Genomic DNA, 22005 nt, shown 5'->3' with positions numbered 1-22005 from the left:
TTCTTCGTTTTACTGCGAAAAACCACTCGATATGACGTTTTTTATAATCAAATAACCTAAGATTCGTCATTACGAACGATAGTGAAGTAATCTGTTTATAGTGTGATGTTACTGTTGTTGGAAGAAACAGATTGCTGCATCATGCTTCCTCGCAAAGACGTATTAAAAAAATAGTGTTTTCTAGTATATCTCGATACAATTTTTCTTCGTTTTACTGCGAAAAATCACTCAATATGACGTTTTTTATAATCAAATAACCTAAGATTCGTCATTACGAACGATAGTGAAGTAATTTGTTTATAGTACAACGTTGCTGTTGTTGGAAGAAACAGATTCCAGCGTCATGCTTCCTCGCAAGGACGTATAAAAAAGTTAGCGCGAGTTTCTCGAAGTAAACTCGCGCTAATCATATTTAACAAACTAGTTCTTTTAGAATGTGTTCAGGTACTTGTTTGTAATCTTTCAATTTTAACGTAACTGAACCTTTTCCACTAGTTAAAGTTCTCAGTGATGAAATGTATCCGAAGGTTTGTAATAATGGTATTTCTGCATTTACTTTTCTTCGGTTTCCATTTTCTTTGATCGAAACTATCATTCCACGACGTTTATTAATGTCAGAAGTCACATTTCCTAGATAATCTTCAGGACAATTGATTTCTGCATCCATGATAGGTTCTAACAATACAGGATTTGCCTGTGTAGCTGCAGCTCTAAATGCTTGACGCGCTACAGTTTCAAAATCCGCACTGCTGGAATCTTTTTCATGCATTTTTCCATCCAACAAAGTAATTTTCATCGCTTCTAATGGATAGTCCAATAAAACACCCGATTGCATAGCTTCTCGGAATCCTTTTTCTGCAGCATTGATACAATCTTTAGAAATTACGCCACCTTTGGTTTCGTTTACAAATAACAGTCCTTTTTCTGCATCTGTTCTTGGTTCCATAGTAAAGGTAATTTCTGCAAAGCTTCCACTTCCTCCGGTTTGTTTTTTCAACAATTCGGTATGTTTCACGCTACTTGTCAGCAACTCACGATAGGAAACTTTTGGATTTCCTTTGTTAATCGCTACTCCGTAATCCGTTTTTAGCTTTTCGATACGAACTTCCAAATGCAACTCTCCCATTCCATGTAATAAGGTTTGTCCGGTTTGGTTATCGTATGAAGCACTTAACGAAGGATCTTCATCAAGTAATTTCGCCAATGCGTCTCCAAAATTCTTTTCATCATTTTTAGAAACAGGTTCAATAGCCAAACTAATTACAGCTTCCGAAACTTCTATCGATTCTAAAGCAAATGGCTTCCCTAATTCACATAAAGTATCGCCTGTTTTCACATCTTTTAATCCAATAACTGCCACAATATCTCCAGCAGTTGCGCTGGTTAATTCTGTGAACTTATCTGCTTGAATGCTTAAAATTCGACTCACTCTATTTTTGGCATTCGTTCTAGAGTTTAAAACCTGTGCTCCTACCTCAATACTTCCCGAATACAAGCGTACCATGGCCAGTTTCCCAACATATTTATCGACAATTACCTTAAATACAAAAGCTGATAATTGTTCCTCAACCGTGCAATGTAACGTTGCAGTCTCATCAGTTGTTAAATCAACACCTTCAACCGTTTCAATATCCTGAGGTTTTGGTAAATAATTCGCAACAGCATCCAATAAAGGTTGTACGCCAATATATTTATACGCAGAACCACATAACATTGGAACGGCTTTTCGTTCCAACGTAATTCTTCTTATGGCTCGTTGTAAATAGGCTACAGAAATCGCGGTTTCTTCAAGATATTGTTCCATAATAACATCCTCAAAATTCGCAATGCGTTCTAGTAAAATAGTGCGCCATTTTTCTGCCAATGCAACGAGTTGTTCAGGAATATCTGTTACAATACTCGATTTTCCATAATCGTCCGCATTCCAATACATAGCTTTCATTTGCAATAAATCGATCACACCTTCAAAATCGTCTGCATCTCCTATTGGAATTTGAATTGGTAAGGTTGTCGCTCCAAATTCCTCTTCTATTTGTGATAACACTTTGAAATAATCGGCTCCAATTCTGTCCATTTTATTGATGAATCCAATTTTTGGAATTCCATAACGTTCGGATTGACTCCAAACTGTTTCTGATTGTGATTCTACTCCAGAAGCTGCACAGAATAAAGCAACTGCGCCATCCAATATTCGTAAAGAACGTTCTACTTCAATGGCAAAATCAATATGTCCAGGCGTATCAATAATATTGATTTGATACATTTCTTCATTGTATTCCCAATCGGCTGAAATTGCTGAAGATGAAATGGTAATTCCGCGAGAAGCTTCTTGTACATCGCTATCGGTTACGGTATTTCCATCATCAATATTTCCGGGTTTATGAATGTTTCCTGTGTAATAAAGGATGCGTTCGGTTGTGGTTGTTTTCCCAGCATCAACGTGCGCTATGATTCCTATGTTTCGTATGTCTTTTAATCGTTTCATTTTGTTCTAATTTAATATTTTTTGTAAAAAAGAAAGCCTCTCGATATCGAGAGGCTTTCCGCTAAGTTTGTACAATAGCAATCCTCTCCTACGTTTGTAGAATGATTTTAGTTACTATGATTTTTAATGTAAACATGATCTTTAGGATTGTTCTTTTTGTTAAATTTAAAAAGCTATTGTAAATAGTCGATTGAAATTCGGTAGAACAAAAAAGGCTTCCTAAAAAGAAAGCCCTATGAAATATATGAAGATTTATCTTTTTAGAATACCAGTGTTGCCCTACCAAAAAACACAGTTCTGATAGCGCCGTTTAATGCAATGATGTTAACGTTTGTTGTTTTCATTTTTGTAAAATTCTATCGCAAATATATATTTTTATCGCGAATAAAAAAATTTGAGTGTTTTTTTACTTGAAGAACATAAAGGTAACCCAAACAATGACAGAGGATAAAAATATTCCAATGGTATTGGCTGCAAATGCTTGTTTTCGTTCAATATTGAACAAATAGGTTGCAATCGTTCCTGCGTATACTCCAGTTCCTGGTACAGGAATCATTACGAAAAGCATCAATCCCCAAAAGCCGTATTTTTGAATTTTGTCTTTGGCGCCTTTTTTTGCTCTTCTCGCTACCCATAACGCTGCTTTTTTGTAAGATCGGAAGCGTAAAAAGTATCTATTTACGTGATTTAGGAAAAATATCATGACCGGAAACACTAACACATTTGCAACAAATGCCGCTATAAAAATTATATACGGATTTACGTCAGATTGCAATCCAATAGGAATTCCAACTTTGGCTTCTCCTAGTGGCGAAATGCTCCACAGCATGGTTATAAGAATATCTTCAATCACAATTTTATTTTAAAAAGGACTGCAAAATTACGTCAATTTGTACTGTGAACAAATTTTACTGATGTAAAGTTTTGGTAAAATTTATTTTATATTATTATCGTTATTCAATCTTTTTAGATTTATGAGAAAATCCCCACTATAGTTCACTTTTTGTATCTTTAGAATTCGCTTCAATAAAAAAATATGACTCCAATACGAACAATTCATCCTGACTTTGAAGAATATTTACATTTAAAACCAACTGAATGTATTGAATTATTTGTTGATCTAAGAAATCTTGTGTTGGAATTGTATCCAGATGCCAATGAGATTTTATACCATACACATGCGCTTACTGCTGTATTTTCTATTTCTGAAAAGCTTTCGGATGCCTTTTGTATGATTCCAATCTACAGCAAGCATTTAAACTTAGGTTTTAACAAAGGAACCTTGTTGGCTGATAAAACGAACTTATTACAAGGCACAGGAAAATTGATTCGACATATTCCTATCGCAACTACGGTTGATTATAGAAATGATGCGGTAAAAGAACTTCTGAACAATGCCATTGAACTTGCCATCTCAGATATGAAAAAGCCTTCAAAAGTTAGTAGCAACACAATTTCTAAGATAAAAAAGTAACTTTTTGCTTATATTTATACTTATAGAGTATTAAAAGCAACATACTTATGATTTCATGGATAGCAGCATTTCTTGGAGAAATTTTTATCATTTCAGAAGAACTAAAGTTTTATAAAAAGAAAAAAGAACAACGTGCGTATGAGAAAGCGAATAAGCTTCCCAAAAAGCGGATGTTTTCTCCACTTACACAAGCATTTGTAATTGTACCGATTATTGTTTTTGCAACTTCGTTTCTATTTTATTCGTTTGTAAAACCAGTACAGCAAGAGCGAGATACAAAAGATACCTTACGCTCGCTTTCGTATTTACTCCATCAAGATAAAGAACATAATGGTGTATATCCTGAAAATATTAGCGAACTCTCTCGTAAAAATCCAATTTACGGCGATATGACAATTGATAGTTGGCAACAAGGAATCATGTATCAAAAAACTGAAAACGGTACATCGTATACCTTAGTTTCAATAGGAAAAGATGGTATTTTGAATACCGCAGATGATATCACGATGAGTCCAGTAGATTAATTCCAGTTTAGATATTGTTTTTTTAGTCAATTTTTCCCACAAAATTGTATATATTTATGTTTATATGAAAAGCATTGTATCCTTTCAAAAAATAGTTTCTTATATCAGCATTGTTGTGTTTTTTTTGGTGACTTTTTTATTTTTTACTTCATATACAACTTTAAAAAAAGAACGCCGAACGAAATGGCGATTGTATAGATGTGCTGAGTTTTTAGCATCTGAAAAAACCAGCGTTGATGAATATCCGTATAGTTTGAGATGTTATGTAGATAAAGGCTTTAGAATTAAAGACGGCTGGGGAAATGTTTTTAAATACGAATGTATTGATGACGGAAAAGATTATATTTTATTTTCTGTAGGCAAAGATGGTATTCCGTATACAGACGATGATATGCATGCTAAAAAACATCAACCTCGTTATTATTAATTCGTAGCTTTGTATACACACAATTACTACTACAAAGCACTATGAATCCTCTGAATTTATTTATTACATGGCTTGAAGAAGAACGCCAGCAACAAGAGTTACGATTTCCAATGGCGTGCTGCTTGTCTACCATCGGAGTGGACGGATATCCAAATGCTCGTTTTGTTTCACTGAAAGAAGTTACTCCAGAAGGTTTTATTATTACAGGAACACTTTCGTCTCAAAAAGGACGTGAATTGAAACAGAATCCAACTGCTGCACTTACTTTTTGGTGGACAGCTACCGAGCGACAAGTACGTATACAAGGTGATGTTTTTGAAATATCTAAATCGCAAGCTATTCAATATTTTAAAGAACGAAATCGGGATTCACAGTTAGTTTCTACTGTTTTCGATCAGGGAAAGAAGATTGAAAGCTTTGAAATTTTAAACGAGATTTTTCAACAGAAAAAAGAAGCTTTAACTACGGAAACAATCGAACTTCCTGATGATTGGAGTGGAATTTGTATTCGTCCAAAACGAATAGAGTTTATGGATTTTAAAACGAGCCGATTGCATGAACGCACTGTTTTTGAAGGTGAAATAGACAATTGGACATCGTATTGCATTCAGCCATAATTATACTTACATAACTGTAAATCAACTCATTTATGACATTTTTAAAATAAAAACATAAAAAAATGCAATAGATTTAAAAAGTCACGTCTTTTAAATCGAAAGACCATTACAAAAGGTTAGAAGAGTTTGGAATCAGAAAACAGTAAAAAGCTACAAGATTTTTTTGGGAGAGAATATAATTCTCTTAAGTTTTTTGTGAACACTAAAATCAGTGATTCTGTAAATCGCAATGCAGAAGATATTATACAGGATGTTGCTTTAAAACTATTTTCTGGAGCAGATCGATATGCTCCTATTAATAATGTGGCAGGTTTTGTATACAAATCTATCCGAAATAGAATTATTGATATCATGCGAAAACCCAAAAAAGTAGATGCCGTAGAAGTCGATAGTGAGTTTTCTGAGATTGCCTTGATGCTGCATCAATCTACAGACAATCCTATTACTGAAGAAAAGATTTCCATTCTAAAAAGATGTATCAAACAATTAAAACCTCCGTATAGAGATATCATTATTGCGGTTGATATTGAAGGATATACGTATAAAGAAATTTCAAACGAAACTGGAATTCCAGAAGGAACATTAATGTCACGAAGACATAGAGCCATTGGAATATTGTATAAAAAAATTGAATTAGAACTTAAAAAATAACGAATATGAAAAATTATTTTGCACATAAATTTAGAACAAAATCTCCTATAGAAATTGTTGCGATGATCATTTTTGGGATTATCGCCATTACCGGATTGGCCATTTTGTTTGGCTATGTAATTATGTGGTTGTGGAATTGGTTGATGCCAGAAATTTTTGGTCTCCCGGAAGTTAGTTATTGGCAAGCAGTTGGTCTGTTTATATTATTCAAAATATTGCTTGGTGGTTGTAGCAGCAGCAGTTCTTCTAAAAAATGTGATTCTAAAAGTCATAAGAAATCGAAAAGCGATTTTTCGAAATGGGAACACTATGATAAGTTTTGGGAGGAAGAAGGTGATGAACTATATATGGAATATGTAAAGCGTAAGGAAAATAAAATAGAACCTGTAGATGAAGAATCTGAATAAGGAAATAAACGTTGTTAGTATGGAAATTTTAATCTTTCAAACAGATATAAAATCAGTAGAAAAAGTAGCGATGCTAGAACCTGTTTTTAATAATCATGCCGATATTTTAAGTTGGTCTGTTGATCTTGAAGATATTGATAAGGTGTTACGAATTGAAGCCAATGCCTGCTTGACTGAAACAGCCGTTATTGAGCTAGGAAAAGCGCATGATTGTACGATTGAGGTATTGGCAGATTGATTCGTAAGCATTCAAAAAAGCGTTTCTCACCATCAAAAAAGAAAAAGCGGGTAAAAAACCCGCTTCTCTTAAATTCTTAATGTTTATCAATTGTACAACAAAAGGAGACAACAATTACACTGATGTTTAATCCTCCTTTTACTTCGTGCTTTTTAAAATTTGAAACTACTGTTTTTTTCAATTTTAACGATGTAAGACTTCTTTTTTTCATAATATAAATATTTGATTATCACGAAATATAGATAAATCAAATAGAAACTACTTACGGGAATACCATAATTCAGATAGTACCGTTTGAATTTTAGAATTACTCAAAGTAAATAATTAACTTCTTCCTTTAAAAACTTCCTGAATTGTATCATGCTGAATTTCATTAAAATCTGAAATCACCATGTTGGCAATGCTATAATCTTGGTTTTTGGAATGCTGACTGTCATAACCCACACAAAAGATTCCTGCAGCATTGGCAGCTTTAATTCCGTTGGTAGAATCTTCAATCACCATACAATTGGAACGTTGATATCCAGTAGCATGCGCCGCTTTTTCAAAGATTTCCGGATGCGGTTTGGATTGTTTTAAATCTGCTCCACTAAATTTTGCAATGAAGTATTGATTCAAATCAAAACGATCAAAAACATTGTCAATCGTCATCATAGAAGCCGAAGAAGCTAATACCAACTTTAAGTCGTTCTCGTAATATTCTTTTATAATATCCAATACGCCGTCAATGAGTTGCAAACTGGAATCGTTGGCAAACAAGTATTTAAAATTATCACGCTTTGCATACATTAAACTCTCTGGAGTCTTTGTCAGTTTAAAATGATCTACCAAACGTTTGCAGATATTAATGGTTGATTGTCCTGTAAATGATTGATATAGCGCTGGAGAAACCTCGATTCCTACTTGATCAAACATTTGATAATACGCTTTATGATGTAAAGGTTCTGTATCTACAATAACACCATCCATATCAAATAAAACTCCTTGTAACATGCTTCTATTTTTGGCGAATATACTAAAAGTGCAATGATTATTTGTATGCAAAAGATTATCGAAAAGTTACCATTTGCGCTTTATCGTAGGTTTTATTTTTTGAAAATTTAGTACTATTGTACTCTCAAAATAATATTTTATGACCATTCACGATTTTACGACACAATCTTCATTATTAAATCAATTTATTTCAGAACTACGCGATGTTTCTATTCAAAAAGATTCTATGCGCTTTCGCAGAAATATTGAACGTGTTGGTGAAATTTTGAGTTATGAATGTAGCAAAGTTCTTGAAAATACTTCGGAAAGTGTGACCACTCCTTTAGGAACCAAAGAAATGAGTCTTCCTGCAAAAGATGTGGTAATCTGTTCTATTTTACGTGCTGGTTTGCCATTGCATCAAGGAATTTTGAATTATTTTGATCAGGCAGAAAATGCTTTTGTTTCAGCCTATCGCGATCATATTGACGATGGAGATGAATTTGAAATTGTGGTGAATTATATGGCAGCTCCGTCTTTGGAAGGAAAAACATTGTTATTGGTGGATCCGATGTTGGCTACAGGTCGTACCATGAAAAATGTCTATGAAGTATTGTTACAACAAGGAACGCCAAAAAACATTCATATCATTTCTGTATTGGGTTCTACGGAAGGCGTTTCGTATGTAGAAACACATTTTCCAGAAGAAACACACTTATGGATTGCTGCTGTGGATGATACGTTGAATTCTCGCGGATATATTGTTCCAGGATTGGGCGATGCTGGCGATTTGGCGTATGGAACGAAGCGTTCGTAAAAGTGAGATTTATTAAGGTAATTTCAAAAGAAACACAAAAACCCTAGCCAATTTCGCTAGAGTTTCTGTCAAAACAATTAAAAAAAATTACTGTGCAAGTATTTGATATTGTTCTATTTCTGCTTCAGTCATCCAATGAATATTATCCGCGGAAGCTGCATTGATTGTGAAAAAATAAAAATCTGTTGACCACTGATTCGAATAACCTACATTTTCATAATATTGAATATATCGTAAATGTTCAGTACTGTCATTCGGATAATCAGTAGCTTCATTTCCGCTACCATCTGCCCAAGAATGCACACCAATTTGCGTATTGTTTCCGCTCGTTCTTTGTATGCCCGCTAAGAAAAAGTCAACACCTCCAGAAGCAATCAATCCATTATCAAGTATATGTGTATTGATCTGTAATTGGTGAACCCTTGCTCCTACTTGTAAATTTATTTCATCATCACTAGAACCTGGAACTTCTGCCATATTGATGCGTTTTATATTTGGATGTCCCGCTATCATATTATTGAAATCGTCCAACGTTCTACTTTTAATTTCTCCGTTCATCACCACTGTTTCACCGTCTGATTGTACTGTAAATATGTCGAATACTGTTGTTTGAGAAAAATCTGTTGTAGTAGTATCATCATTCTTGCATGATACCAATAACAGTAGTAAGCATGCAAACAAAGTGTAGTGTTTTATAGTTTGTGTTTTCATAGCCATTCTTTTTAGTTATTCTGTAATTTCCAGTCTTTGATTTCTTTTTCAGACATATAATGAATGTTCTCTGGCGGTGCAGCGGAAAGTGTATAGAAATAAAATTCTGGTCCGTTCTTTGCTCCTAGCATTTGGGTAAAATAAGCGATTTGGTACTGATGTGCTGGATGATCTTTCGGCAATTCGTCTGCTTTGATATCTTCTCCTGCCCAAGAATGTACGCCTAACTTTGCTCCTTTTTCGATGATTCTTTTGTTTCCTGCACAGAATAAATCTACGCCACCAGAAGCAATATCACTGTCCGAAAGCACTTTTGTATTTAAACCAGCTTCTCTTAGAATTCTACCTGTATGCATATTCACGGCATCATTGATAGATCCGTCTACTTGCGTTAACACAATTGTTTGTACATTTTTATGATTCTCTATGATATTTTTTATTTGATGATACGTGATCGTTCCTAAAGTACCCGAGAGATACGCTTCGTTGCCTTTCACTTCTATTTTACTGTTTCCAGCTCCCATAACCGCTTCATTTCCTTTGATCGTGATTGCGTATTGCCCATTGACACCTTGCAATTCTCCATCAATTTCTACATTAAAATCCTCATCAATAGTTCCTACGACAATTCCTTGTGCAACCATTTCTGGCTCTATATCACTGTTCATAATGTCTCCTTTCATGTAAATTCCTTGTGCCTCAAAGCTTCCTTTTTTCTCTCCCATGATATCTTCTTGTGAAGCAATGACTAAAATTGTCTCTTTCATATCTTTAAAAGATGTTACTAACAACACATTTTCATCTTCTTGTTCTGGAAAAAAGAAATCAATAGCATGTTTTTTATCATTGATCGTAATGGTAGCATCTTTCAGCAATTTCATTTGTGCAATAACAACACTGTCTATATCTTTTTTGGAGATTCCTTCATCTTTAAATCCTTCCCAACATTTATTGTTGTACCAATAGCCATCTTTCGCTTCGCAAGTTTGTTGTGTAGTTGCACTGACCACTTTTTGTCCGTTACAAGAAGTTATCACACAAAGAAATAGCACAGGCAAACTCCATAGTATATTTTTCATACGTATTATTTTTTTAGATTATTGTTTCTTTAAATCCCTTAATAAGTAATAACTGAGCAAGATTATTCCTGGTAAAATAATGACTAAGTCAACTCGTATAAGTACATTTTCAAACGCTTCTGTCCATTTGATGACTTGTAATTCCCATATCAGGAAAATTGTCCAAATAATGAGCAGAAAGCCTAGATTTTCTTTTTTGTAGTTTTTGAAATTCATCTTCACTTTTTTGGCAGTTGGTTAGCTGGGAAGATTGAAAATTATTCTTTCGTTTTTTGTGTTTGTTCTTTTACACGCTTAAAGATGTATCTGGTAATATAAATTCCTTGTCTATCTTCATCGCCTCCATCACTTTCTACACCACTTACTACAAAAGCTAAGTCCCAACCTTCTTCAACCATTCCGTTGATTTTTGAACTGACAACTGCGTCATTTGCAGCAATGTTTTGAAAACGAATTCCTCCAATATTATAGAAGTTTAAGAGTTTGGTTTCTTCAAAATTCTTGACACGAATGTCTTTTCTTTTCGATTTGTTTCGCTTGTCATTTTCTTCCGTACGATTGGAAGTGAATTGTTTGTAATCTCTATTTTCTGAAGCCGATATTAAACGAGATCTTCCCAATCCGCTAGATACAATTGACTCTACACTTGTAATGACTTTGTATTCATATTTTTGTTGTGCGTTTACGCTGAATACTGAACCAAGGACTAAAAGTCCCATGAGAAATACTTTTTTCATAATTGTTTTTTTTAATTGATATTTGATTTTGTGATTTTGTTGATACAAAGATGAAATATAGTACTCTGAAAAGAGTCTTGGAAAGCGAAATGGAAGTCTGAAATCGTGATTTTAGACTCTTTTACATAATTCTGGACTGTACAAAAATAAGTTAAACTGCTTGTTTATAAGCGTTTGGAGTTTTTCCGACAAATTGTTTGAAAACTGCGTAAAAAGTAGCTTTGGAACTAAATCCTGACTCAAACGCAATTCCTAACATGTTCAAATTGTCATATTCAGGATCTTTTAAAAGTCGTTTTGCCTCTTCTACGCGATAGTAATTTACAAACTGATTGAAGTTTTTGTTGGTATGTTGTTTTATGAGTTGTGAAAGATTTCGTTGCGGAATTCCGATGGCTTTGGCAAAATCAGCTAATGATAAATCAGATTCTTTGTACAGTTTATCAGTTTCCATAAGTGCAATGATTTGCTGACTTTCTGCTGTAGATAATGCTTCTAAACCATTTTTTTCTGCTACAGGCACGTTCATTTCATTGGTTTGCATGGCGATTTTTGATTGTTTCAAACCAGAAATTCCAATCCAAAAAATAAATAATACATTGATGGCTGATAGTATTGGATAGGTATAATCTTCAAAGAAATTTTCTTCTTGAAAAACTTCTATAATCCATAAAAAGCTAAAAACTAGCATGAAATAAGCGACTCTTCGTGCCCAAATTAGGCGTTTTCCTGCAGTATTAGAATACAATGCATTTACTTTTTTGTTATGCTTATGAATGTGTTTTATTGTCTTTATTACGTAGAATACAGAATATGGAAATGATAAGATTATTAGTATGATAAACGGAATGATGAAAAATTCATTTTCGTGTAATTCAATTTTTGTGGCTGTAGGCAATAAGAAAATGATCGAAATCATCACAAATTCAATAATTCCAGGAAGAAGAACCGTTAAAATATGCCGATTTGAGAGTTTTATGTCTGTAATGTGCTTTACATATAAGTAAAACAACGGCATGGTTAAGTAATGAAAATTTACAGGTAAAAATAATAAGGAAGGATAGTGTTCTATGAGGTTTGTATCGTCAATAATTGTATCAAGCAGCTCAAAGCTAAAAGCAATCAAAAAGGCTCCTAACAGTAACGTAGGTCTGTTCTTTTTGTTTTCAATCATTAAATAGACACCCAAAAACAATCCTTGAACTAAACCAAGAATATCTACAAGACTCGTAATGGTATAATTAATATTGTCCAAATTTTAAGTACGACTAAATCTTATTGAATAATGATTTTTTTGGTGATGGTTTTACCGTTCGATATAATCTTAGAAAGGTATACACCTGTGGTCAAATTTAGATTAATTTTTGTGATTCCAGAAAAATTTTGTGCATGTAATTTTCGTCCGTCAAGTGCGTAGATTTCAATAGAAGCTTCTTCTTGTATCCCCGCAATTGTAATATTATTTTTTGTTGGATTTGGATAGAGTTTGATCGTTTCTGTGCTAAACTCTTCATTGGATAATGGTTGCATCCAGACAACTCCTGTTTGATTTCCCCAAAGATGTTCGGCGAGTTCAGGATGATCTATGAACGGATTTCTATTGACTTGCCAAGTATATACGACATTGTTTCTATTCATTTCAAAATCATCTGGCGGATCGTTTCTATGCCAATCTAAAAGTGTGGCTAAATCACCTATTTGTCCTTCCACAGAAGGAAAACCGTTTTCTACAGATAATCCGTTGTAACGCACTGCTAAGAAGAAAATACTTCGAGCGACATCGCCACGAAAACTTCCTGCGGTTCCAGTTGGTCCAGTGTATTGTCCGTAATGCTGATTTCCTCTTGAACTGTTTTCCGGTCCGTCGCTGGCTCTTAGTGCATGTCCATCAGAATTCCCATGTCGTAATGAATCTGGTTTGGTTTCCCAAAATACAGCTCTTCCATCCGCTACATCATCTGCTTCAATACTATTGTATCCTGCTAATGATCTTGGAAACGTATGTTCTCTATTCCAAGTTCCGGTATTGTTTGAACCAGTTTGTACATCTAGTTTTGCTCTTCCTTGTTCTGTATATACCAACCAAACTTGATTGCTATTTGCTGGATTTTGATCTGCTTCTCTTAAAATTTCATATACATCTGCATACGTATGCGCTCGTACGGTCATTGGATCGGCTATAATTGCTTGCATAGCATCTTTTAAATTGTCATCTGCCAAACCATCCATGGTATCATAATATCCATTAGGCGCAGTACTTGCTACAACTCCGAACGTAGGATTTAGTGGTGTTCCAAAAGGTGCCATTGTAAAATCATCGTCTACCGCACGAATTAAAACTTGGTCATTTAATATGATATATTCTACTGAAAAGTTTTCTACCAAATCAATTATAAGTTCTTCATCACCTTCATCCAAAGTATCATCAACCAGTGTAATCATGGTTGTCGCCATAGTTTGCCCTGTTGGAATTGTTACAGTAGTTGATCCTGTAAAGTCAGCAGCATCAAAAGTTCCATTGTCAAGTGTAAAAGTGATGTCTAAATCTGACATTACAGCAAATTCAGTCGTAAATTCAATTGTAAACGTATCTCCTTCGTTATATTGATCATTGGCAACATTGATTCCGATTCCGTTTAAAACCACGCCACTTCCATCATTTAATTGTCTTGGTGTTGGTGTTCCTGTAAAATATGATCCATCAGTTTCGTTTCGCTGAATGGAATTTGTGTTGTTGTTTCCGCCTTCGCTAATTTGTGTGGTTAAGCCTAATAAACCAAGTAATCCTGTATCATCTGCTTCTCCCGTATCATATACAATTGCATCAACTAAATCTGTCGTCGTAGCTTGTGTTCCTTGTGGAAAATCGAAACTATTTGCTTGATAGATGGCAACTGCATCTGCTCCATTTTGAATGACATTAGAACCAATTAAAAGTTGTGGTACAGGTGAAACTGTACTGCTTCCAATGAGTAATAAACCGTTGACATCAGTGACTTGTCCATCTAAATCTAAAGCAAAATAACTACTATCATTCCCTGAAGTAGAGCCGTTAAATAAGACGACAACATATCCATCAAGCGGAAAGTTTGGCGTTGCAGATTTCAATTCAATAAATTCGCCAGTATCCGTGCCTGGTGTATCACAATCAATTTCATTAATAACCACTGCTTGACTGAATGCTATTTGAGTTATCAATAGCAATATATATAAGGGATATAGTTTTTTCATTATTCTACTTTTCACAAAAGTACAATAATACTCGTATAAACCTTTGATTATAGATAGAATTCACTAAAACCTGTTAAAAAATAATATTCTGATACTATGAAGATTAACGACTTGTATCTCCAATGGTAATGGTAGTATTCAATACAATATCGCTTGCAGGAACATCTTCTAATTTTGATTCTAAACGAAGTAATAAGATTTTGGCGGTTTGTTTGCCAATTTCCTGTGGATGTTGATCGATATATGATATTTTAGGATAGCATAAATCATTTTGCGCGGTATTTACATATCCAATTAAAGAAACTTCTTTTCCTGGTGCTAAACCGTGTTTTTGTATGACACTATTACACAATAGAGAAGCATCAATATCAGCGGCAATAAAACCGTCTATTTTACCTTCTTTAAGGGTATTTTCGAGTGTTCGTTGCAATTCTTTTAAATCTTCAAAGGCAATTACCGTAGGATTGTTGGTTTGCGATAAATATCCTTCTTCACGCGATCTGCCAACAATAAGTGTTGGAATTGAAGATACAAAGGCAATGTTTTTACAATCCTGATTTTCAAGATATTGATATGCACTTATAATGCTGTCATAATCATTTACTTGTACCACATCAAATCCGAGTGGTTGCATAGGAATACGATCAAATAATACTAAAGGAATTCCTTTTTGCTTGATGTTAATGATATGATCAAATGTTTTCTTTTTGTTGGTTTCTTCCGCAATACAAATTAAAATTCCATCTACATTTCCGCGTGAAAAATAGTCTAAGCATTCTTTTTCTCGTTCTAAACTTTCATTGCTTAAAAACGTGATGATATTGTATTTTGAAGAGCTTACCAATTCGTCAATTCCTTTTAGGACAGAAGCAAAAAAAGGATTTTCAATATTTGGTAAAATAACACCTATTTGCATTGTTTCTTGCTTTTGCAAGCGTACAGCAATAGGATTAGGAGAATAGCCTCTGAGTTTGGCTAAGTTTTTTACGCGTTCTTTGGTCTGTTCACTTATTTCTTCACTATCGTTCAATGATTTTGATACTGTTGAAACAGATATATTCAATTCTTTTGCAAGCGATTTTAAAGAAACTACGTTTTTCATTTATGGTATTTTATGTGATATGACTCCGTAAAAGTAATAATTTAACATTTCAAAGTATAAAAAGTGTGCCTATTTTCATAGACACACTTTTCTATTTGTGTACTTACACTTAGTTTTTCACTAATTTCACACTACTAGCACCTTTGTCAGTACTAATTTTAGCAAAGTAAATTCCTCCTTGCAATGACGTAGCATCAATAGTTGCAGAAGTAGCTTTTGGATCAATTGCCATTACTTGTCTTCCAGCAATATCAAATACTTGAATTGTATTGATTACAGTATCTTCTGTTACAATATTCCAAGAATCGTTTGTTGGATTTGGATATGTTCTGAACGATGAAGTATTGAATTCATCTACACTTAATACTGTGTTTTTGTGTAAATAAATATTGTCGTACCAAACATTTGTCAAGTTAGCTGTTGTAATACCAATTTGAGCAACATCACTTCTTGTAAGGTTTCCTGCTACCACTCCACCAAGAGCTGTAATATCGATATCAACAGAAACCCAAGTATTAGCTACAATTGCAGGCGTTGTTCCTGTATTGATGTTTACTTCTAATGCAGAAGCTTCTCCGCCTCCACCAGCAAAATCAACTAATTTTACATTGAAAACGTCTCCTACTAAATCAACATCATCTGTGTAGAAATCGAAATGTATGTGTGTAAAGTCTGTTAAATTTTGTCTGTTTGTAGAAAAGTCTATTCCTTGACATGGAATTCCAGTATTCTTTTTAAATGTATTGTTACCGTCAACTTGTACTTCTGTGATTGCTACACCACACCAACCTGCATCGTATGTACCTACTGCAATATTTGGATATGCATCACTATAGATAGAAACTACATCTGCAGCCGGTCTGTTTGGTGGTTGAGGAGCTCCTGTTGCTGGTCCGCTGATCACAAATGATACTGTATACGTTTGCATTACCGTACCATTTTGAGAAGTCACCATAACAGTTGCATCACCTGGAACTGCTGGAGCTTGGTTGATACTTACCATTGCTCCTGGATCTGTTGGTGTTGCTGTTGTAATTTGTGGAACTACGGTTGTTCCAGGTGCTAAATCTACTGTGTAATCAAATACTCCTGAACCAAATCCTGTTAAAGGAGCTGAATCAATTTCTAAAGCACTTAAAGTAGCGTCTGAACCTGCTGCAGTTGGATTTTTCCAGAAATATACATTGTCAAGATAAATATCTACAGGCACTGTACTTCCTGCTCCGTTTGCTGCAAATTTCATTTGAAAAACACTATCCCATGTCATTCCAGTAAAGGCTGATTTTGGAATATCGACACTTGTCCAAGTCCCAGATGTGTAAGCAATAGAAACTAAAGTTTCTCCTGATCCTGATCCGTTGTTAATTGGACTCACCTGAATGTCCGTTGATCCTGGGCTTGCAGATGTCCAGATATCAATATGCAAAAATTCCATTTGAGAAGCATCGGTTGTTGTAACCTCAGTACCTTGATAGTTAAAATTAGGGTATGCTAATAATAATTGTCCTGTTCCTGGATCGTAGCTAGGATTTACCATCGTATGACCAGATTGTCCCCAGTTAGGGTCATAGTTTGTTGCAATATTTGTATAGGTATCACCGTATACAGAAATTACATCTACAGCATCATTTGTAGGCGCTGCCGGATTTGTTGTTGGTTGTGCAAAAGCTATTGCCGAAATCAATAGCATGCAAAAGAACGTAATTTTCTTCATAATAGTATATTTAAAATTTGAATTGTTCGTGTTTGTCCCAAAGTCCCCAATACGCACCAACGTCTCCTTCGTCACCTATTTTCCACGATTCGTCGAAAGATGAGAAATAAAAGATTTCGATGCCTTCTTCTTGAGCCCATTTTTGGGTGTTAATAAAAAATTTAATGGCATTCATATCAGATGGATACGCACCTTCTAAGCTTGTTCCATTGTTTGGCCATCCAGTTTCAGTAATGATGACTTTTTTGCCATCTCCTGCACGTAATGCTCTGTTGTACATATCTTTCATGTACAATAGTGAGTAATCTTGGTCACAGCCTTCCCAAAAAGGATAGCAATTGGCTAAGATTACATCGCAGGCTTCTGTAATTTCTGGACGTTCAACGAATTCGTAGTAAGCATCTACATAGCCTACAGGAATTCCATTCAATTCTTTTTTAGTATCGTAGATAAATTTTAGCAGTTCATCTTCTTCTAAATCACCTCGATACATGACTTCATTTCCGACGGCAGCAATATCAACATAGTCATTCTCTGCGAGTTTGACGAGTCCTTCAATTTCTGCTTCGTTCGTTTCTGGATTGTCTCCTAACCATGCGCCCACTAAGGTTTTCATACCCATTTCTTTGGCGATTTTAGGAATCAATTCATTTCCTTCAGTACATGAAAACGATCGTACCCAGTTTGTGTAGGGTTTAATAATTTCTAAACGGCGTCTTACTTGTACTTCAGAAAGTGTATCACCTGGCTCTTGCCCTTCAGCATAAGGACTAAAGCACATACCGTGCATTCCTGTTTTGAGGGTTTTTCGCCACAATTGTTTTAAGTCCTTGAGAGAATATCCCTCGAACTCTACAGCTGCTAGTGAAAAAAATTTTTCTTTACGTAAAGACATTGTTTGTTGTGTATTAAAATTTGAGTTGTTCATGTTTGTCCCAAAGTCCCCAATATGCTCCAACATCTCCCTCATCACCTGTTTTCCAAGATTCATCAAATGATGAGAAATAGAAGGTTTCTATATTGTCTTTTTCGGCCCAAACCTGCGTGTTAATAAAATATTTCATGGCATTGATCTCCGAAGATTCTGCTCCACGCAAACTTCCTCCTTGACTTGGCCATCCAGTTTCTGTTATGATTACTTTTTTACCTTTGGCAGCATCCGATGCTTGTCCAAACATTTGCTGCATATGTGCTAACGAACCATCAATATGGCAACCTTCCCAATATGGATAACAGTTGCTTAGAATGACATCACTGATTTCTACCAATTCTGGATGCACAGAGAATTCGTAATAAGCATCTACATATCCGACTTGAACATCTGGCACCGCGTCTTTTACTCTTTTGATATAATCTAATAGTTCTTCTAATGTTAGATCGTTTCTGTACAACACTTCATTTCCAACGGCAGCAATATCTACAACACCTTCTTTTGCCAATTCGATTAAAGCTGCAATTTCTTTTTCATTGTCATCTTTGTCATCTCCTAGCCAAGCACCAACCATTGTTTTCATACCGTGCTTCTTAGCATATCGCGGAATGTGTTCATTTCCTTCGATACAAGAGAAAGAACGCACCCATTTTGAGTATGATTTTAATATTTTGATTCTTCTTTCTACTTGTTCTTCACTGATGATATCGCCAGGCTCTTGCCCATCTTCATACATACTAAAACAGATACCGTGCATTCCTTTTCTGAGCGTAGCTCTCCAAAGTTTTTGTAACTCTTCAGGAGAATATTTGTCAAAGTCTATTCCTGAGTGTTCGGTGAAATTGATTCCTCCGTATAAGTGATAATCTTCGTCTCTATATGACATTTCTTAGTTTTATTCTGATTGTTTGATTTATAATTCTCCTCTTCGTTCTACTAATTTGGCTTTGATTTCTAAAGCTCTTTTTTCATTTAAGCTATATTTCCACATAACCCACATAGCTAAAGCAGCTGTTATAACTGGTAAAGCAATATCAGTAATTCTCATACCTAGTATGGCATCTTGTGTTTGAGTGTCTGCTCCAGAAACATATCCTAATAATTTTAAAATAAGTCCAGAAGTAACTAATGCTATACCTTGTCCAACTTTAATCATCCACCAATAGATTGCTCCAAAAGTTCCTTCTTTACGTGGCATTCCATTTTCAAGTTCATCTAAATCGCAGACATCTGCTGTCATAGACATCATTAGTGTAAATAAACATCCCATACCAAATGCCATTAAAGGAATTGGAAGGAAGATCATGTACACATTATCAGGGTCAAATCCCCACCATTTTAATATGTATCCTATGATAGATATACCTGTTGCGTATATAAAAGCTTTTTGTTTTCCATACTTACTCGCCATTACATTGATTATTGGAATGGCAATAAATGCCGTAAATGCAGCAGTTACCGCTGGAAATAATGTCATCCACAGTCCTGCTTGACCAAAGTCACCTCCAAACATGTGAAAAGCGATGATAAATAATCCAAATTCTGCTACAATTTGATATCCGTTGAATACAAGAAAAGTAGCTACACAGAGTTTTACGAATGGTTTATTTTTTAGGACAAGTTTAATTCCGTTGAAAATTTTCCCCATGCTATTCCATAATGCTTTTGGTGTAATTTCTTCTCTTCCTTCCATCTTACTAGAGTCAATTCCTCTACAGAAGAACGCAGGTAATATTCCCAATAGAATAATGATTACTCCAGATATTAGCGCTATGGTTCGAACCGCTGCTGGTGTATCGGTAAAGAGTTCTTCGTTTGGTAAAAGCAGATATAAGAAAGGAACAAGCATCCAAGCTATTTGACCAATGGTATTCGCAAATCCCATCAATCTTGTACGCTCTTTATAATCGGATGTCATTTCATATCCTAAAGCAATTAAAGGCGTAGAAAAGATTGTATTTCCAAATATTAATAAGATGGAGAATATCAGTAAATACCAAAAATTAAACATTTCGGAATTACTTTCATCTACTTGCCAAAGTATTGCAAATATGATTCCTGTGAAAATTGCTCCTATGAAAATATAAGGTCTTCTTCTTCCATATTTAGAGCTTGTATTATCAGATATGTATCCCATTAAAGGATCTGTAATAGCATCAAAAATCCTTGGAATTCCAACAATTAGTCCTGCTAAGAAAGGGTCCATTCCGAAAGCTTTTGTTTTAAGAATAAAAACAAATACTCCTAAAAGACCTGGTATTAAATTGTTGACTAAGTGACCAGCTCCAAAGGCTGCTTTTTGACCAATTGGAACTCTATTTCTAGATGCGTTTTCTACTTTTGCCATAATAATTGGTTAGTTTTAATTGGTTATCACGATGGTTTGAATCGCTTGTGGGTTAATTGATATAGTCTTTGATGTTTCACCTAGATGTAGTGAAAAATATTTTTCAGTTTTACCTTCATTGAATACTACGACTGCAATGCTTCCATCAGGATTTTTCGCAGCAGTCACCATTAAGTCTTCGTCTGTATTTTGTGCATCAATGATTTTTGCACCAGGACGAATGTACTTGCTAAAATGTACCATGGTGTAATAGATTGGTGTCATGTATACCTCATCTGCATCTGGATCTACAATGATGGGTGCTATACACCAGTTTTTGAACCAGTTTGGCCCTCCTTGTCGGTCTAATACCATGTTCCAGTCTACCCAACCATCAACCCAGTTGTTTAAACAACCTATAATGTCTCGTGCATAGCGATTGACAGGTGCGTATTTTGGGTGTAAGTATTTTTGATTTTCCGGAGCCCATTTCCAACCCCAATCAGTGGCTTCTTTTTTCCAATACCAAGCATCATCTTTCCACACAGGAACTTCGTCATCAATACAACCTTCTGTTTCTATGAGATATTTGTTTGGTGCTTTGTTGTGTGCATATTGCAAATCTTCTGCAAATATTTCATAGGTACTTTCATACCAGTGAATGGCAGTTCCGTCATAATATTTTGAAGAAGCTTCATCTTTGTACATGACATCTACCCATTCTTTGAGTCCAGCACGATTTTGATCGTATCCTAAAATGATTAAATCACCTTTGCCATCTTTTTCAAGTTTTGGTCCAAGGTGATGTTGTACAAATTCGGTCATTTCTTCTGGAGTAAAGTGCATACTTTCCCAGTTGTTTCCGTTTCCATGTGGTTCGTTTTCAACGGTGAATCCCCAAATATCAATACCTTCAGCTTTGTAAGCATCTGCATATTTTGAGAAGAATAATGCCCATGTATCGTAGTATTTTTTTAAGAGCTTTCCGCCTACCCAATTGTTATTGTCTTTCATCCAAGGTGCTGCTGACCAAGGAGACGCAAAGATTTTGAAACCATCTTGTGAAGCTGCCATGGCATCTTTGATCATAGGAATGAGATCATCACGATCTTCTTCTATGGTGAAATGCTCTAGGTTTACATCATCCGCTACAGGCGTATATGAATAGTTTGTTAGCGAGAAGTCACAAGAATTCATGTGTGTACGCGTGAGTGAATAGTTGGCTTGATCTTTATCGAAATACGCTTTTATGATGAGATCTCTGTTTTCTTTGCTTAGTTTGTTCAATAAATACGCAGAAGATTCTGTAAATGCGCCTCCAAATCCTGTAATGGTTTGGTATTGCTTTTCAGTATTTAGAACGATCGAAGTCGTTTTCGTTATTGTATCTTTTGGTGTGTTGAATTTTGTCAGTTTCGTAAGTTTGTTTCCACTTTCAGAAGTTTCAAACACTTCCGCATTCAACTGCAACACTGCTTTTTCTTCTTTTTTATCTTTGTCTTTGCACGCTGTAATCATAATGAGTAGCATTAAAAGGCTATATGTTTTTAGTTTTTTCATGG

General features: G+C 35.0%; 22 protein-coding genes. 8 read left to right on the top strand and 14 right to left on the bottom strand.

The window, feature by feature from the left end; genetic code table 11:
• Positions 1 to 412 precede the first annotated feature (412 nt).
• Together fusA and Q0845_RS26080 are read right to left on the bottom strand one after the other, a co-directional pair.
• The gene (gene fusA, locus Q0845_RS26085; protein WP_298520478.1) at positions 413 to 2485 is read right to left on the bottom strand and encodes an elongation factor G; all 2073 of its coding nucleotides are present in this window, start codon (positions 2483 to 2485) and stop codon (positions 413 to 415) included.
• Between the two features lie 406 nt (positions 2486 to 2891).
• Positions 2892 to 3338: a small multi-drug export protein gene (locus Q0845_RS26080; protein WP_298520473.1), complete on the bottom strand. Its 447-nt coding sequence runs from the start codon at positions 3336 to 3338 to the stop codon at positions 2892 to 2894.
• 183 nt (positions 3339 to 3521) lie between these two features.
• Here Q0845_RS26080 and Q0845_RS26075 point away from each other — a divergent pair, with 183 nt between their 5' ends.
• The 7 genes from Q0845_RS26075 to Q0845_RS26045 all read left to right on the top strand — a co-directional run bounded on the left by Q0845_RS26075 (position 3522) and on the right by Q0845_RS26045 (position 6823).
• Positions 3522 to 3959, top strand: coding sequence for a DUF1801 domain-containing protein (locus tag Q0845_RS26075; protein ID WP_298520469.1), 438 nt, complete (start codon positions 3522 to 3524; stop codon positions 3957 to 3959).
• A 47-nt stretch (positions 3960 to 4006) separates the two neighbouring features.
• Positions 4007 to 4483 (top strand): hypothetical protein, encoded by a 477-nt coding sequence (locus tag Q0845_RS26070; RefSeq protein WP_298520466.1) that lies wholly within the window; start codon positions 4007 to 4009, stop codon positions 4481 to 4483.
• Positions 4484 to 4547: 64 nt separating this feature from the next.
• Complete coding sequence (locus Q0845_RS26065) at positions 4548 to 4910, top strand: hypothetical protein (RefSeq protein WP_298520463.1); 363 nt, start codon at positions 4548 to 4550, stop codon at positions 4908 to 4910.
• Positions 4911 to 4951: 41 nt separating this feature from the next.
• Positions 4952 to 5527 carry a pyridoxal 5'-phosphate synthase gene (locus tag Q0845_RS26060; protein WP_298520460.1) on the top strand — a complete coding sequence of 192 codons (576 nt, stop codon included), beginning with the start codon at positions 4952 to 4954 and terminating at the stop codon, positions 5525 to 5527.
• Between the two features lie 126 nt (positions 5528 to 5653).
• Positions 5654 to 6178, top strand: a complete 525-nt coding sequence (locus Q0845_RS26055) for an RNA polymerase sigma factor (protein ID WP_298520457.1) — start codon at positions 5654 to 5656, stop codon at positions 6176 to 6178.
• 5 nt (positions 6179 to 6183) lie between these two features.
• Positions 6184 to 6585: a hypothetical protein gene (locus Q0845_RS26050; protein WP_298520454.1), complete on the top strand. Its 402-nt coding sequence runs from the start codon at positions 6184 to 6186 to the stop codon at positions 6583 to 6585.
• A 19-nt stretch (positions 6586 to 6604) separates the two neighbouring features.
• Complete coding sequence (locus Q0845_RS26045; RefSeq protein WP_298520452.1) at positions 6605 to 6823, top strand: hypothetical protein; 219 nt, start codon at positions 6605 to 6607, stop codon at positions 6821 to 6823.
• Positions 6824 to 7147: 324 nt separating this feature from the next.
• Here the strand turns inward: Q0845_RS26045 and Q0845_RS26040 are convergent, their stop codons facing one another.
• On the bottom strand, positions 7148 to 7816 hold the full coding sequence (locus tag Q0845_RS26040; protein WP_298520449.1) for an HAD family phosphatase: 669 nt from the start codon (positions 7814 to 7816) through the stop codon (positions 7148 to 7150).
• A gap of 139 nt (positions 7817 to 7955) precedes the next feature.
• Between Q0845_RS26040 and upp the strand changes: the two genes are divergently transcribed.
• Complete coding sequence (upp, locus tag Q0845_RS26035; protein WP_298520446.1) at positions 7956 to 8612, top strand: uracil phosphoribosyltransferase; 657 nt, start codon at positions 7956 to 7958, stop codon at positions 8610 to 8612.
• Between the two features lie 87 nt (positions 8613 to 8699).
• Here the strand turns inward: upp and Q0845_RS26030 are convergent, their stop codons facing one another.
• The 11 genes from Q0845_RS26030 to Q0845_RS25980 form a co-directional block, all read right to left on the bottom strand.
• The gene (locus Q0845_RS26030; protein ID WP_298520443.1) at positions 8700 to 9323 is read right to left on the bottom strand and encodes a hypothetical protein; all 624 of its coding nucleotides are present in this window, start codon (positions 9321 to 9323) and stop codon (positions 8700 to 8702) included.
• An 11-nt stretch (positions 9324 to 9334) separates the two neighbouring features.
• Positions 9335 to 10402 (bottom strand): hypothetical protein, encoded by a 1068-nt coding sequence (locus Q0845_RS26025; RefSeq protein ID WP_298520441.1) that lies wholly within the window; start codon positions 10400 to 10402, stop codon positions 9335 to 9337.
• Positions 10403 to 10659: 257 nt separating this feature from the next.
• Positions 10660 to 11139 (bottom strand): hypothetical protein, encoded by a 480-nt coding sequence (locus Q0845_RS26020; RefSeq protein ID WP_298520438.1) that lies wholly within the window; start codon positions 11137 to 11139, stop codon positions 10660 to 10662.
• Between the two features lie 151 nt (positions 11140 to 11290).
• Positions 11291 to 12394, bottom strand: a complete 1104-nt coding sequence (locus tag Q0845_RS26015; RefSeq protein WP_298520435.1) for a helix-turn-helix transcriptional regulator — start codon at positions 12392 to 12394, stop codon at positions 11291 to 11293.
• A 20-nt stretch (positions 12395 to 12414) separates the two neighbouring features.
• Positions 12415 to 14370, bottom strand: a complete 1956-nt coding sequence (locus Q0845_RS26010) for an endonuclease (protein WP_298520432.1) — start codon at positions 14368 to 14370, stop codon at positions 12415 to 12417.
• 103 nt (positions 14371 to 14473) lie between these two features.
• On the bottom strand, positions 14474 to 15472 hold the full coding sequence (locus Q0845_RS26005) for a LacI family DNA-binding transcriptional regulator (protein ID WP_298520429.1): 999 nt from the start codon (positions 15470 to 15472) through the stop codon (positions 14474 to 14476).
• 109 nt (positions 15473 to 15581) lie between these two features.
• Positions 15582 to 17186: a T9SS type A sorting domain-containing protein gene (locus Q0845_RS26000; protein WP_298520426.1), complete on the bottom strand. Its 1605-nt coding sequence runs from the start codon at positions 17184 to 17186 to the stop codon at positions 15582 to 15584.
• A 10-nt stretch (positions 17187 to 17196) separates the two neighbouring features.
• On the bottom strand, positions 17197 to 18081 hold the full coding sequence (locus Q0845_RS25995) for a glycosyl hydrolase family 17 protein (protein WP_298520481.1): 885 nt from the start codon (positions 18079 to 18081) through the stop codon (positions 17197 to 17199).
• Positions 18082 to 18094: 13 nt separating this feature from the next.
• Complete coding sequence (locus Q0845_RS25990) at positions 18095 to 19003, bottom strand: glycosyl hydrolase family 17 protein (RefSeq protein WP_298520423.1); 909 nt, start codon at positions 19001 to 19003, stop codon at positions 18095 to 18097.
• Between the two features lie 27 nt (positions 19004 to 19030).
• On the bottom strand, positions 19031 to 20464 hold the full coding sequence (locus Q0845_RS25985; RefSeq protein WP_298520419.1) for an MFS transporter: 1434 nt from the start codon (positions 20462 to 20464) through the stop codon (positions 19031 to 19033).
• A 15-nt stretch (positions 20465 to 20479) separates the two neighbouring features.
• Positions 20480 to 22003: a glycoside hydrolase family 30 protein gene (locus Q0845_RS25980; RefSeq protein ID WP_298520416.1), complete on the bottom strand. Its 1524-nt coding sequence runs from the start codon at positions 22001 to 22003 to the stop codon at positions 20480 to 20482.
• Positions 22004 to 22005 lie beyond the last annotated feature (2 nt).

Origin of the sequence: uncultured Kordia sp. (assembly GCF_947489565.1) — a bacterium.
GTDB lineage: Bacteria > Bacteroidota > Bacteroidia > Flavobacteriales > Flavobacteriaceae > Kordia.
Note: the sequence above shows the minus strand (reverse complement) of the source record. Positions and strands in the feature narration are given on the sequence as shown.

Bases quoted from the DNA above. Each gene is read 5' to 3' on its own strand.
- fusA (WP_298520478.1), bottom strand. From the start codon at position 2,485: ATGAAACGATTAAAAGACATACGAAACATAGGAATCATAGCGCACGTT.
- Q0845_RS26075 (WP_298520469.1), top strand. From the start codon at position 3,522: ATGACTCCAATACGAACAATTCATCCTGACTTTGAAGAATATTTACAT.
- Q0845_RS26070 (WP_298520466.1), top strand. From the start codon at position 4,007: ATGATTTCATGGATAGCAGCATTTCTTGGAGAAATTTTTATCATTTCA.
- Q0845_RS26065 (WP_298520463.1), top strand. From the start codon at position 4,548: ATGAAAAGCATTGTATCCTTTCAAAAAATAGTTTCTTATATCAGCATT.
- Q0845_RS26060 (WP_298520460.1), top strand. From the start codon at position 4,952: ATGAATCCTCTGAATTTATTTATTACATGGCTTGAAGAAGAACGCCAG.
- Q0845_RS26050 (WP_298520454.1), top strand. From the start codon at position 6,184: ATGAAAAATTATTTTGCACATAAATTTAGAACAAAATCTCCTATAGAA.
- Q0845_RS26045 (WP_298520452.1), top strand. From the start codon at position 6,605: ATGGAAATTTTAATCTTTCAAACAGATATAAAATCAGTAGAAAAAGTA.
- Q0845_RS26040 (WP_298520449.1), bottom strand. From the start codon at position 7,816: ATGTTACAAGGAGTTTTATTTGATATGGATGGTGTTATTGTAGATACA.
- upp (WP_298520446.1), top strand. From the start codon at position 7,956: ATGACCATTCACGATTTTACGACACAATCTTCATTATTAAATCAATTT.
- Q0845_RS26030 (WP_298520443.1), bottom strand. From the start codon at position 9,323: ATGAAAACACAAACTATAAAACACTACACTTTGTTTGCATGCTTACTA.
- Q0845_RS26025 (WP_298520441.1), bottom strand. From the start codon at position 10,402: ATGAAAAATATACTATGGAGTTTGCCTGTGCTATTTCTTTGTGTGATA.
- Q0845_RS26020 (WP_298520438.1), bottom strand. From the start codon at position 11,139: ATGAAAAAAGTATTTCTCATGGGACTTTTAGTCCTTGGTTCAGTATTC.
- Q0845_RS26010 (WP_298520432.1), bottom strand. From the start codon at position 14,370: ATGAAAAAACTATATCCCTTATATATATTGCTATTGATAACTCAAATA.
- Q0845_RS26005 (WP_298520429.1), bottom strand. From the start codon at position 15,472: ATGAAAAACGTAGTTTCTTTAAAATCGCTTGCAAAAGAATTGAATATA.
- Q0845_RS26000 (WP_298520426.1), bottom strand. From the start codon at position 17,186: ATGAAGAAAATTACGTTCTTTTGCATGCTATTGATTTCGGCAATAGCT.
- Q0845_RS25995 (WP_298520481.1), bottom strand. From the start codon at position 18,081: ATGTCTTTACGTAAAGAAAAATTTTTTTCACTAGCAGCTGTAGAGTTC.
- Q0845_RS25990 (WP_298520423.1), bottom strand. From the start codon at position 19,003: ATGTCATATAGAGACGAAGATTATCACTTATACGGAGGAATCAATTTC.
- Q0845_RS25985 (WP_298520419.1), bottom strand. From the start codon at position 20,464: ATGGCAAAAGTAGAAAACGCATCTAGAAATAGAGTTCCAATTGGTCAA.
- Q0845_RS25980 (WP_298520416.1), bottom strand. From the start codon at position 22,003: ATGAAAAAACTAAAAACATATAGCCTTTTAATGCTACTCATTATGATT.